Raw genomic sequence first — 11,380 nt, 5'->3', positions numbered from 1 at the left:
CTGAAGCCAGGGTTCCCACCGTTTCCGGGGTGCAGGGAATCTGTCATCCTCGGAAGGATGAAGAGCAGAACGATCATTACCGGGAACGCAAAAATGTTGTACACAGCAGAAATCTTGGCACGTTTCTGTTCTTCCTCAAGCGAGTTGCGCAGCACCAGGTAAGCCAGGTACATCAAGGTCGAGATGGCCGAACTGTTCATCTTCGGGTCATTCGGCCAGGGAGATCCCCAGGTAAAATTCCCCCAGATCATTCCGGTTACCAGGCCTAGAAAGCCAAACACCACACCTGTATTCACAAACTCAACAGCCTTCAGGTCGTGATTTTCATCTCCAGAGGATAGATATTTAACGCTGTAGATCACTGAGATCAAATACAGGATCACCATGGAAAACCACATAGGGACGTGAAAGTAAAGATTCCGGATCGTTTCATGCAGGATGGGCAAATGAGGAACTTCACCCAGAAAGCCAGCCACCACAGAGTACAGCACAAGAACTGAGGCAAGTATTTTCCACCAGTTTTCTTTCATATATGACGCGTTTAAAGCATCAAAGGTATAAAAGTACCGCGTGCTTCAAAAATAAAACAAAAAAGCCCGTGCAATTCCTCGCACGGGCTTCTATAGGTATGAAATAGCTTTTATGCCACGCGGGCTTGATTCTGTTCTACAGAATCGAGTTCGAACACAGCCAGTCCTTCTAACAAATTAAAATGTAACGTGCCGAAAAAGCTTACTATTCCCGAAGGACCCTTTCCCTGGATTAAAACACGCTCTTTAATTGTTTCTTTTTTGGACAGGTTCTTTTCTGAAAGAATAAGCTCTTCGTCCTGAATTGTAAAATCAGATTGATCAATAGAAAAGCTTCTCAGAATTTCTCTAAAACTAAAACGGTTCAATAACAATTCTTTTAACTTCATTTTTTACCCTCCAATTAAGTTGATGTAGATTGAGATCTGTTGGCAGCTTTACTGCCGTGGATCATTAAATTAACAATTTACAAGCCAAACAGCCAATTTTATGATATTCCTAAAGCAATATACAAGTATTCATGCAAATCCGAAAACAAAGACCGTTCTTTTTTGCAAAATTGCATATTACTATTTCTCTACTGTGCGTGTTTCAGTACAGCGGCACAAACAGAAGTGTATGTTGGAGCGTACGATACTTGTAACAAAAACGTACACGAATTTCTCGTTTCTGAGATTGTTCATAGCTTTATTCCCGGGATCGTCTATGTGTTGCATATAGGGGATCACCATTAAATCAAATTCTGATGAAAAAGCTCTTCATTCTCCTGGCGCTTAGCTGCTCAGGCAATCTCTATGCGCAAAAAACCTACCAGCTCAGCAAGATCTGGGAAACAGATTCACTGGCGGTACCCGAATCCGTAACCCCGGTTGGCGATGGCAGGCAGATGTTTGTATCATTGATAGACGGCACTCCCTTCGACGTCGATGGCAAGGGCGGTATTGCCCGAATCACTACCGACGGAAAAATCATCAACCCGATGTGGGTGGGTGGACTTAATGCTCCCAAAGGGATCGCCGTGATGCAAAACAAGCTCTATGTAGCCGACCTGACCGAAGTAGTCGTTATTGATATCCCCAGCGGAAAGATCGACCTGAAAATTAAAATCCCGGAAGCAGAAGGATTGAATGACGTAACTGTCGACTCCAAAAACACCGTTTATGTATCGGATTCGAAAAACGGGATCATCTTCAGTATCAAAAACAATGTAGCAACGCCCTATATCACGAGCCTGAAGGGTAGCAATGGGCTCAAAGCAGTCGGCACCGACTTATATATCGGAGCAGGACCTGTTCTCTGGAAAGCAGATGCGAATAAGAAGCTCACTAAAATAGCAGAAGGATTCGAAAGTTCAGTCGACGGTCTGCAACTGATCAATAAGGATGAATTCCTTATAACGTGCTGGAACGGTTTAGTTTACAGCGTCCACTCAAACGGAAAGTTCAACAAACTAATGGACACACGGGGAGTGATGAACACCGCAGACATCCACTATGACCAAAAAAAGAAGATTGTGTACCTGCCAACCTTCTTCAAGAAAAGCGTTATCGCTTATAAACTTCATTAACCACCACATTCAGTGCGTCGGTAGATAACCAGATTTCCTTCAGTGATAAGTAGAGTGCAACCATCATAGCAACGCTGCTTAACCAGAAGGAAATCTGCCCTGCTAACATCCAGCTGTTGAAGAGCATAAAGATGCTGACGATGCAGAGGCAGAAACTCGCCGTACCAAAAACCTGCATATTCTTTATAAAGTGAATACGCTTCCGCAAGTTCCTGATTTGGACCAAAAGCTCAGCAGCTTCATTCTCGGCATACTGTTTATTTAAGTTCCGCGTAAGCCTGGCCAGATGAGCAAACTTCTCCGTATAGGCCAGCAGGATCAGCGATATCGCCGGAAACAAAAGGATCGGTGTGGTAATGGAAAGCGTCATCTTACTTCTTCTTAACGAGTTCTTCCAAATCGCTCAGTTCAATCTCAAGCGCCTCAACAGAAATCTGCGTCTCCCTGAACGAAATCAACAGTGATATCATTAATAAAAGAAGACTTACACCAAAAGCGTAGCCTGCAAGGATGTTCTGCGAATTATACAGCAGCCACATCGATATTACACACAGCAAAAAACCCATAATCCCACAAGCCTGCATATTCCTCACCTGTATGATCCGTTTCCGGATATTTTGTATCTGCCCCAGCAAGTTTGGATTCTGATTTTCTACATACTGACTCTTTAAGTTTCTGATCAGGTTTGCCAGAGCTAGAAAACGGTTCGTATAAGCCAAAAGTAATAGCGCAATCGCCGGAAAAAGCATTGCGGGAGTACCGAGAGTCAGTTCCATGTATTCAATTTGTGCAGCAAAATTACTTAAAGCTTCCGCTCTTTGCTGAGTTTTGCGAAAAACTTTTTAGCACGCGACTGAAGCGCTGCCGAATTACTGTTTCTCAGGATAAATTCAATCTGGAACATCAACTCCTCCTTTAACCAGTCCTCCTCTCCTCTCAACTCATAAAGAATATCAATGCAGTTGGCTTTTACCGCGACAGGTGTTTCCTCATCCGCCAGCCATTCCAACGTTTTCTCCAGTACCGGCTGCACATCCACCGGAAAATCCGGATAAAGCTTCGTAAAAAAGTAGATTCCTATTTTCGTGAAGTGCCGCTGGCAGCTTTTATTTTCCTGGCTTGTATAACGGCTGAAGAAATACTCCCAGTCAGCCTGTGCCACCTTACCCGACAGGAAAACATGTTCTGCAACCCAGGCCGCATGGAAAGCCAGCACGGCATCATGATGAAAACAAAGATCGATCAGCTCCTTTACACTAAACTTACCGCGGATACATAAAGAGGCAAGGCTGGCAGCACGGGAGCTGCCTTGTCTCTTCGAGAGTTCAAGTTCCAGGGTCGTCATCATCACCCTAAAATAAAACTTTTTTGGCCATCTGGTATATCCTGTACATATTGTCTACCTTTGCACTTCATTTTTCTTACGCATGATTACAGTATCCAATCTATCTTTACGCTTCGGTAAACGCACACTCTTTGAAGATGTTAACCTGAAATTTACACACGGTAACTGCTATGGCATTATCGGTGCAAATGGAGCAGGTAAATCTACATTCATGAAAATCCTTTCAGGTGACGTTGATCCAACAAGCGGTCAGGTAAGCTTTACTCCGGGTGAACGCATGGCTGTATTGACCCAGGACCACTACGCATTTGATGAAATTCCTGTAATTGAGACCGTTCTCATGGGTCACAAAGAGCTTTACAGCATCATGAAAGAAAAAGATGCCCTGTATGCCAAAGAAGACTTTACCGACAAAGACGGCGAGCGCGCCGGGGAACTCGAAAACATATTTGCAGAGATGGACGGATGGAATGCAGAAAATAATGCTGCCACCCTCCTCAGCAACCTAGGTATCAAAGAAGAGCATCACTTCAAACTCCTGAAAGAACTCGATGGAAACCAGAAGGTCCGTGTCCTGCTTGCTCAGGCCCTATTCGGAAATCCGGACATCCTGTTGCTCGATGAGCCTACCAACGACCTTGACATCGAAACGATCGCATGGCTGGAAGATTTCCTTGCCGGATATGAGAATATAGTCCTCGTAGTATCCCATGACCGTCACTTCCTCGATACTGTGTGTACCCACATCGTTGATATCGACTTCAGCAAGATGAGCATCTACTCTGGTAACTACACCTTCTGGTATGAGTCCAGCCAGCTAGCCCTGCGCCAGCGTGCAGACCAGAACAAAAAGATGGAAGACAAGGTAAAAGAGCTTCAGGACTTCATCCGCCGCTTCAGCGCCAACGCTTCCAAGTCTAAGCAGGCAACCAGCCGTAAAAAGGCTCTTGATAAGATCAACCTGGATGAAATTCAACCGTCCAACCGTAAATACCCTGGAATCATGTTCAACAACATGTCCAGAGAGGCCGGTGATCAGATCCTTCAGATCGATAAGCTAAAGAAAGTCTCCGGAGGCGAAACCTTGTTCTCGGGCATTGACCTGCTGGTTAACAAAGGCGACAAAATTGCGGTATTGTCCAACAACAGTTTAGCCACCACAGCATTCTATAATGTACTGGCTGGTCGTGATACCGACTATACAGGCGAATTCAAATGGGGCGTTACCATTAACGTGGCAGACATTCCAAACGACAGCTCGGCCTACTTCGAAGGCAAAGACCTTAACCTGGTGGACTGGTTGAGAGAGTACTCTGAAGGTGATAAGGACGAGCAGTTCATTCGTGGTTTCCTCGGCAGGATGCTTTTCTCCGGAGAAGAGGTATTGAAGAAATCCAACGTTTTATCCGGAGGTGAGAAGATGCGTTGTATGTTCTCCAAGATGATGCTTCAGCAGGCAAACGTTTTGATGTTTGACGAACCAACCAACCACCTGGACCTCGAATCCATCACGGCCCTCAACAACGGCATGAAAGATTTCAAAGGAACGATCCTCTTTACCTCCCGTGACCACGAGTTAACAAACACGGTTGCAAACCGCATTATCGAGATCACGCCTAAGGGAATTATCGATAAACTAATGAGTTACGATGAGTACATCAGCAGCGACGTTGTTAAGCAACAACGCGAAGAGATGTATTCCTAAATAAAATACAAATTGTGGTTGCAAAAGATGCCGAAAAATCGTTTCTTTGCAACCACAAAACGACTTGGTAGCTCAGTTGGTAGAGCAACTGACTCTTAATCAGTGGGTCGAGAGTTCGAGCCTCTCCCAGGTCACTTTAAAAAGCCCTTCTTGATATCAAGAAGGGCTTTTTTGGTTTTCAGAGGCAGCTGTTTGAGGCTATTTTGATGGAATAGGCAACCGGCGTTTCGTCACGATTTACATAGTTTTTGTTTAATTTAATAGCGTTTTCAGGTTTAGATAGAATTACTCATAGTTGCGATATACCAATAAAACTTTGCAAAACACGTCAAGTTCGGCGAATTTTCCTGAAGGGCAATCAATGAGTAATTTGGAAGTGGCTCATCAATACGCACAACCTTCACGAATGACATGGAGAAAATCAGGCAACATTTTGAAAATACCGTGACGCTATCCGACGGAGACTGGCGGTTTTTCTCTTCAAAACTCATAAGGCAAGAGTTTCCTAGAAATCAACTTCTATTAAGAGCAGGTGAGACGGAAGGCTATCTATCATTCATCGAAACGGGTATGGTACGCTTCTACATGCCAAAAGACGGCAACGACTTGACATTCTCTTTTGCGTTCGACCATACCTTCGTCAGTGGTTATGATTCGTTTTTAACTCAACAACCTTCAACTTACAATATAGAAGCACTCACGAAAACAATACTTTGGCGCCTGACGTATGACGACCTGCAAAGCATTTATGCCAAAACGACCATTGGAAACACTATAGGAAGACAAGCAAGTGAAGATCTGTTCCTCAAGAAAACCAAAAGAGAACTTTCACTTCTGAATGAAACAGCAGAACAACGCTATTTGAGCTTGTTCAAGGAACAACCGCATTTAATAAAACTAATTCCTCTGAAGTATATTGCATCGTACATCGGTATAACCCCGCAGGCACTGAGCAGAATACGGGCACGTATTTCTTAACCTGGGTTCATTGTATCCATTTTTTAATATTAGGACCTTTGCTGAAAAAGCAGATGAAACCCTTACTAATCCTTTTTGGTGTATTTGGACTTGCCCTATTATTTACAAGAATATTTCGTGGCCATTATGAATTTCCTTTGTCGGGCAGAATAGCTATGTCTGGGATGTTAGTCTTTACGGCAATGGGGCATTTTCTATTTTCAGAAGGCATGACGATGATGTTACCGCCATTTATTTCCTATAAAACTGAAGTCGTTTATCTCACTGGTATTACTGAAGTGGTTGCGGCTATTGGACTTCTTATTCCAAATTTCCGGAGAACAACAGCGTGGCTGCTCATTCTATTTTTCATACTAATACTTCCATCAAATATCTACGCCGCAGTAAACCATGTTAACTATCAGAAGGGAAGCCTTGACGGTCCAGGGCTAATCTATTTGTGGTTCAGGATACCACTGCAGATCCTCTTCGTAGTTTGGACGTATATATCGTCAATACGAAATTATGAGATTTGATGTGGCGGGTCTGAATGTCGACATCTGATCTCCCGCTGAAGGTGCTAGACCCGCTCTCTGGCAAATTCAGTTTCTCAGCCTCTGTGATTGCTTTTTCCATAAACTATAGCAAAGGCAAATATCCACTCTTTGCTGTCGGGGTGATATGATCAGGAACCGGCATATCCATTGTTCTATTCTATGCGAAATTCCCCATAAGCGAACATCTGCTTTCGGGTATTCTTAAAGTCCGGTTTCAGGTAAAATTTAACCATTCGGTAAACGCCTGCTTTATACCTGATCTGATCTTTCAAAAGGCTTGGCGTAAAGCTCTTCGACTCGTTCGGGTAAATTGCAAAAACGATGTCTTGAAAAGCCTGATCGGGTGAAACTTTAACCCACCGCTTATTTTCAAGGTGCTCGATCTCAAAATGCATTCCCGTCGTGATCGTATCATTTGTATTATTGATCATTACGATGCGAAGTGTATCAGGAAGAGAAGACAGATGAAAAGCATCAGGCTCGCATTTAAGGGATACTGTAGTCGTGATGGTATCGGCAGACATACTAGTTTTTAGGCTACCTTCAGCACTAGTTGTGTTTTTCTGCTTACAAGACAGAAACAAAATTGCACCTGCTAGTATTAAAATGGATATTTTTTTCATAATTATAGGCTGAATAATAAAACTACAAAAAGTACCTGCATAATATCCTGAAGGCTCTCAAAAATGTAATTTACAACGAGTTCGTTATAAACTCCAGTTGCAAACTAAACGGTATGCTATCGCTAAAACTGATCGACTGCAGGCAGCAACGCGGATAGTAAATCCACAATTGTTATAGCCGTCCTAAAAGCAACCTACCAGCAGCCATGCCACAGCTACTGTCTTATAGATTCCCCAAAAAATACTGGTTTTCGTGGATTGTCTACTATAAAAGTCAGAGATAACTTTACATAGAATTTTAATCTCTCTGATTATGGTAAGAATCAATTGTTCTCTGGTTATCTGTTTAGTCACGATGCTATCCATTTCGTCCTGTTCTAAAGATGGCGCAGAAGAAAACAGAAAAGACGCTATTTACCCGACGGCCTTGAAAGGTACAATTTATTATGATTGGGCTACCGAAGGAACACTCAAAATCAGTTTGCCTGACGGGACTGGGGGATCTTTCCTCCCTAACGAAAGCAAACTGAATAATTTTGACATATCAAGGGACGGAAAATGGAAGCTGACCGTCGTCAACGCAAGCAGTGTTGGTCAATACGATATCCGGTTCACCATCAGCGATATCCATACCGGAGCTGTCGCCGAGGAGTTCACTTACAATGGACCCGGGCTCAGTGCATCCTGTAAAGGCTATCTGTCGCCTGACAATAGTTTAATCCTGGTCACCTCTTACGAAAAGGAGGACGGTATTACAGTATTGAAAAGGAATGGAGAGTTTGTTGCCCGCATCGTAAATATTAACGGGGAGCCCATTGATCTTCATGTGAGCGCACTTTGGTTGCCGAATAACCACTTTCTTATGACGCATGGAGACTATATCGTTCGCGTTGCTCCTCCGTATAATTCCGGAACCTTGGTGAAGGAAATGAAGTTTCAGGATTGGGGAGAGCTTGCAGTAAATCAAACAGGCACCCAGCTGGCCTTGCGTATCGCCAACCACGTTCATACCATGGATATCGACGGGTCTAATTTGAAACAGGTTACGACCAGCAATTTCACAGAATCCGAACCCGCGTTTTCTCCTGATGGCAAGTATCTGCTCGTTGGCAGCTACTATCGACATAGCGGTGAAGGCTTTGGCCGACTGTGGCAATTGAACATCATACCTAATGACGGACAGCAGTACACGACTAATCCTGACGCACAGAATTCACCCGGGGTGATTCCTGTTATTTGGAAAGGAAAGGACAAGATTGAGACGGGTAGCGGACAAATGATATGGCGCTAATCTAAACGGACATGAATATGAAAAAAGTAATTACAGCGCTATCTATCCTATTCCTTGGATGTAGGAAAGAAAACAAGGAGTCTGAGCGAAGAGACGATTTCATTTCGCAGATAAGAGGAGAAGCTTACATGGGCCCGGCTACTTCCAAGTTGTACGTCAATGGTCATGATCCCTTACCGTCCCTGGTTGGCAAGGCCACGCTAAGCGCAGACAAAATCAAGGGGGACAGCCTCACGCTGGCAATCTTGGCTGAATTTCCGGAAGACGATGGTTTTACCCTGGGTATCCCGGGGAAACAAGATCAAACATCGTGGAGCGCCACCTTTCCAAATGGGAAGTTCAGCATTGGTGGAAACGGAACAATGACCGGTAGCTTTTCGGATGGTAAAAAAGAGCTTTCCTGGGACGGAAATCTTGGGAATGGCTATGCCATATTCGATGTGAGGATAAAGTATCTTGTAAAGGATGGAAATATTCCGGCGTCTTCTATACTGGTGACTCACCTCGACCTCTCGAGGTTCGCTGACCAATCTTCAACTAATCCGGCAGGATGTAAACTGGACTGGCAGATGCGATCGGTATTCAATATATATTCCGGAGGAACGGATCTGATGCGTGTTCCTGTTTGCCTCTAAACCGTTACGCATGTCCCATCCGATCGCCTTTGGTATCGTTATAGGTTTGGCTAAACTGTTAATATGTGTATTTTACGCAAAAGTTCCATATTGAAGTTAACGAACATTGCAGGTGACAAAAGTAGTTTGTTTATTTATTCTGTGTATTTTAAGTACCGCAACTCCCGCATATTGCCAGTCGGATGAGCAACTAATGCATTACAGCGATAGTCTGTACCGCCGTATCCAACAAGTTGCAGACAGGGAAGAAAAAGCGGTATCCCTACTTGATCTGAGTTTCTTCTGGTCTGATTATGATGCAACCAAAGCGCTGCATTATATCTCTGAAGCTAAAAATCTGTTAGGAACAAAGATACGGACAGACTATTATAGCGGTTTGATGGCTTTTTATACCGCCTCTGTATATTTCGACGAAAACCCCAACAAGGCAAAAGGTTTATATATGCAAGCGGAAGCACTGCTCAAAAAGACTGGATCAAACCATAAGAAAAAAGCCATTCGTTACCGTGCGCGTCTTTGGGGAAGCTATGGAGCACTTTTGCAACGGGAAGATAAAGCCAATGAGTATGTGCAGATCCTATTGGACAGGGTAATTCCCCTGGCTGAACAAACGGGGGATGTGACACTTCTTGGAAATAATTACCAGAACCTGGCCATGAACCTGATGAACCAGCAGGAATACGGGAAAGCAGATCACTATTACCGTAAGGCGTTGGCCTTGCTCCGGAAAAAAGAAAATGCGTCGGAAGAAAGACTGACACTTTACGTCAATGCCGCACGAAATGCCCTTCTCGCAAAGCGCCACAATCAATCCAGGTTGATGCTCGACACGGCCGCTTCAATAGCCGGTTTGATACCCAACTCGATCTATGTACCTATGTACCATACAGTAGCGGGAAGTTATTATGCCACCACTAGAAATCTTAAGAAAGCCCATGCGCATCTTTCTCAGGGGCTTCTTAAGGCAAAGAATCTGAAGAATGATGAACTTATTGCAACTCTTTTGTATGATCAGTTCGAGGCATACCATCAGAACAAGCAATACAGGGAAGCAAAAGGGAAACTGCTAGAGGTACTCCCCTTTATAGAAAAAACAACTTCTCTGGCAAACAAACAGATGGTCTATTACCATTTGGCGACAACGACCGTTGCATTGAATCAATATCAGGAAGCAGTCAAATGGTACGAGGCGTATAAAGTTGCCACCGACAGCCTTTTGGTAAACAAAAACAGGGCGCAGATACTGGAACTGGAACAGAGATACCGAACTACTGAAAAAGAAAAAGAGCTGTTGCAAATAAAATCCCGGCATCAGGAACAATCTCTAGCCCTGCAAAGAAACCGAAACATTGCCATCCTATCTGCTTCGCTTTGTATGTTTTTCGTTGTGTTGGGTGTTACATGGCATAGGACCCAAAAAAATAAAAAGAGATTACTGGAACAAAAAGAGTTGCTGCTGCAGGAAGAGCTTAAAAATCATCGGCAGGAATCAAAGATAAAAATGTACAATGCCATGCTTCAGGGCGAAGAGAAAGAGCGGAGCCGCCTGGCAAGAGATCTGCATGATGGCTTGGGCGGTATGCTTGCTAACGTTAAGATGAAGCTTTCTGCCGTAACCGACTCGATTGACAAACAGAACGTTGATGTTGTTGTAGCCCATTCGGACTTGCGTTCTATTATTCGTCAGCTTGACCAATCTGTAAACGAATTGCGACGGGTCTCCCGTAATCTCATGCCTGATTCACTGTTGTATAGAGGTCTTGAAGACGCCCTGAAAGATTTGTGTAAAAGTATGACTCAACCAAATATATCCGTTGATTTTCAGTCAGCAAAGCTAAGGAGAAATTATTCCCAGCCCTTTCTGATTTCGGTGTATCGTATTGTACAGGAATTGTTGACAAACGCATTGAAACATAGCGGAGCACATCAAGTATGGGTTCAGTGTTCGGAAGAGAACGATATCTTGTATGTCTCGGTAGAGGATAATGGAAAGGGATTTAACTCGAGTAGCGAAAATATAAACCTTAAAGGCATGGGACTCTCAAATATCCGCAACCGTATCGCCCTGTTGAACGGCCATCTGGAAATAGATGCGATTCCCGGAAAAGGCTCGTCTTTTCACGTTCAAATTCCTGCAGATGAATACCCTGACGCAACGCGCCCCTGATTT

General features: G+C 43.9%; 13 protein-coding genes and 1 tRNA gene. 8 read left to right on the top strand and 6 right to left on the bottom strand.

Going from position 1 to position 11,380, the window contains the following annotated elements; translation table 11 throughout:
- The coding region (gene ccsA, locus ACO1NU_RS05485; protein WP_448817455.1) for a cytochrome c biogenesis protein CcsA at positions 1-530 on the bottom strand (530 nt) is incomplete at its 3' end.
- Between the two features lie 110 nt (positions 531-640).
- On the bottom strand, positions 641-919 hold the full coding sequence (locus tag ACO1NU_RS05480) for a hypothetical protein (RefSeq protein ID WP_448817454.1): 279 nt from the start codon (positions 917-919) through the stop codon (positions 641-643).
- 356 nt (positions 920-1,275) lie between these two features.
- Between ACO1NU_RS05480 and ACO1NU_RS05475 the strand changes: the two genes are divergently transcribed.
- Complete coding sequence (locus tag ACO1NU_RS05475) at positions 1,276-2,097, top strand: ATP-binding protein (protein WP_448817453.1); 822 nt, start codon at positions 1,276-1,278, stop codon at positions 2,095-2,097.
- Here ACO1NU_RS05475 and ACO1NU_RS05470 read toward each other — a convergent pair.
- From ACO1NU_RS05470 to ACO1NU_RS05460, 3 genes are read right to left on the bottom strand one after another with little or no spacing between them, the layout of a single operon-like run.
- Positions 2,075-2,467 carry a DUF2721 domain-containing protein gene (locus ACO1NU_RS05470; protein WP_448817452.1) on the bottom strand — a complete coding sequence of 131 codons (393 nt, stop codon included), beginning with the start codon at positions 2,465-2,467 and terminating at the stop codon, positions 2,075-2,077. The genes ACO1NU_RS05475 and ACO1NU_RS05470 overlap by 23 nt on opposite strands.
- 1 nt (position 2,468) lies before the next feature.
- On the bottom strand, positions 2,469-2,873 hold the full coding sequence (locus tag ACO1NU_RS05465) for a DUF2721 domain-containing protein (protein WP_448817451.1): 405 nt from the start codon (positions 2,871-2,873) through the stop codon (positions 2,469-2,471).
- A 26-nt stretch (positions 2,874-2,899) separates the two neighbouring features.
- Positions 2,900-3,445, bottom strand: coding sequence for a hypothetical protein (locus ACO1NU_RS05460; RefSeq protein ID WP_448817450.1), 546 nt, complete (start codon positions 3,443-3,445; stop codon positions 2,900-2,902).
- 79 nt (positions 3,446-3,524) lie between these two features.
- Here ACO1NU_RS05460 and ACO1NU_RS05455 point away from each other — a divergent pair, with 79 nt between their 5' ends.
- From ACO1NU_RS05455 to ACO1NU_RS05440, 4 genes are all read left to right on the top strand, one after another.
- Positions 3,525-5,147, top strand: a complete 1,623-nt coding sequence (locus ACO1NU_RS05455) for an ABC-F family ATP-binding cassette domain-containing protein (protein ID WP_448817449.1) — start codon at positions 3,525-3,527, stop codon at positions 5,145-5,147.
- 61 nt (positions 5,148-5,208) lie between these two features.
- Positions 5,209-5,281, top strand: a tRNA-Lys gene (locus tag ACO1NU_RS05450).
- Positions 5,282-5,558: 277 nt separating this feature from the next.
- On the top strand, positions 5,559-6,125 hold the full coding sequence (locus ACO1NU_RS05445; RefSeq protein WP_448817448.1) for a Crp/Fnr family transcriptional regulator: 567 nt from the start codon (positions 5,559-5,561) through the stop codon (positions 6,123-6,125).
- 53 nt (positions 6,126-6,178) lie between these two features.
- The gene (locus ACO1NU_RS05440; protein ID WP_448817447.1) at positions 6,179-6,640 is read left to right on the top strand and encodes a DoxX family protein; all 462 of its coding nucleotides are present in this window, start codon (positions 6,179-6,181) and stop codon (positions 6,638-6,640) included.
- 173 nt (positions 6,641-6,813) lie between these two features.
- Here ACO1NU_RS05440 and ACO1NU_RS05435 read toward each other — a convergent pair whose 3' ends face one another.
- Positions 6,814-7,185, bottom strand: coding sequence for an immunoglobulin-like domain-containing protein (locus tag ACO1NU_RS05435; RefSeq protein ID WP_448817446.1), 372 nt, complete (start codon positions 7,183-7,185; stop codon positions 6,814-6,816).
- Between the two features lie 412 nt (positions 7,186-7,597).
- On the opposite strand from ACO1NU_RS05435, the gene ACO1NU_RS05430 reads away from it, so the two are divergent.
- The 3 genes from ACO1NU_RS05430 to ACO1NU_RS05420 all read left to right on the top strand — a co-directional run bounded on the left by ACO1NU_RS05430 (position 7,598) and on the right by ACO1NU_RS05420 (position 11,377).
- Positions 7,598-8,575, top strand: coding sequence for a TolB family protein (locus ACO1NU_RS05430; protein WP_448817445.1), 978 nt, complete (start codon positions 7,598-7,600; stop codon positions 8,573-8,575).
- Positions 8,576-8,592: 17 nt separating this feature from the next.
- Positions 8,593-9,210 (top strand): hypothetical protein, encoded by a 618-nt coding sequence (locus ACO1NU_RS05425; RefSeq protein WP_448817444.1) that lies wholly within the window; start codon positions 8,593-8,595, stop codon positions 9,208-9,210.
- A 112-nt stretch (positions 9,211-9,322) separates the two neighbouring features.
- A complete protein-coding gene (locus ACO1NU_RS05420; protein WP_448817443.1) occupies positions 9,323-11,377 on the top strand; it encodes a tetratricopeptide repeat-containing sensor histidine kinase in 2,055 nt (684 codons plus the stop codon).
- Positions 11,378-11,380: the final 3 nt, after the last annotated feature.

This window comes from Arcticibacter sp., from assembly GCF_053551015.1.
Note: the sequence above shows the minus strand (reverse complement) of the source record. Positions and strands in the feature narration are given on the sequence as shown.

Coding starts and splice junctions, on each gene's coding strand:
- ACO1NU_RS05480 (WP_448817454.1), bottom strand. CDS start 919: ATGAAGTTAAAAGAATTGTTATTGAACCGTTTTAGTTTTAGAGAAATT.
- ACO1NU_RS05475 (WP_448817453.1), top strand. CDS start 1,276: ATGAAAAAGCTCTTCATTCTCCTGGCGCTTAGCTGCTCAGGCAATCTC.
- ACO1NU_RS05470 (WP_448817452.1), bottom strand. CDS start 2,467: ATGACGCTTTCCATTACCACACCGATCCTTTTGTTTCCGGCGATATCG.
- ACO1NU_RS05465 (WP_448817451.1), bottom strand. CDS start 2,873: ATGGAACTGACTCTCGGTACTCCCGCAATGCTTTTTCCGGCGATTGCG.
- ACO1NU_RS05460 (WP_448817450.1), bottom strand. CDS start 3,445: ATGATGACGACCCTGGAACTTGAACTCTCGAAGAGACAAGGCAGCTCC.
- ACO1NU_RS05455 (WP_448817449.1), top strand. CDS start 3,525: ATGATTACAGTATCCAATCTATCTTTACGCTTCGGTAAACGCACACTC.
- ACO1NU_RS05445 (WP_448817448.1), top strand. CDS start 5,559: ATGGAGAAAATCAGGCAACATTTTGAAAATACCGTGACGCTATCCGAC.
- ACO1NU_RS05440 (WP_448817447.1), top strand. CDS start 6,179: ATGAAACCCTTACTAATCCTTTTTGGTGTATTTGGACTTGCCCTATTA.
- ACO1NU_RS05435 (WP_448817446.1), bottom strand. CDS start 7,185: ATGTCTGCCGATACCATCACGACTACAGTATCCCTTAAATGCGAGCCT.
- ACO1NU_RS05430 (WP_448817445.1), top strand. CDS start 7,598: ATGGTAAGAATCAATTGTTCTCTGGTTATCTGTTTAGTCACGATGCTA.
- ACO1NU_RS05425 (WP_448817444.1), top strand. CDS start 8,593: ATGAAAAAAGTAATTACAGCGCTATCTATCCTATTCCTTGGATGTAGG.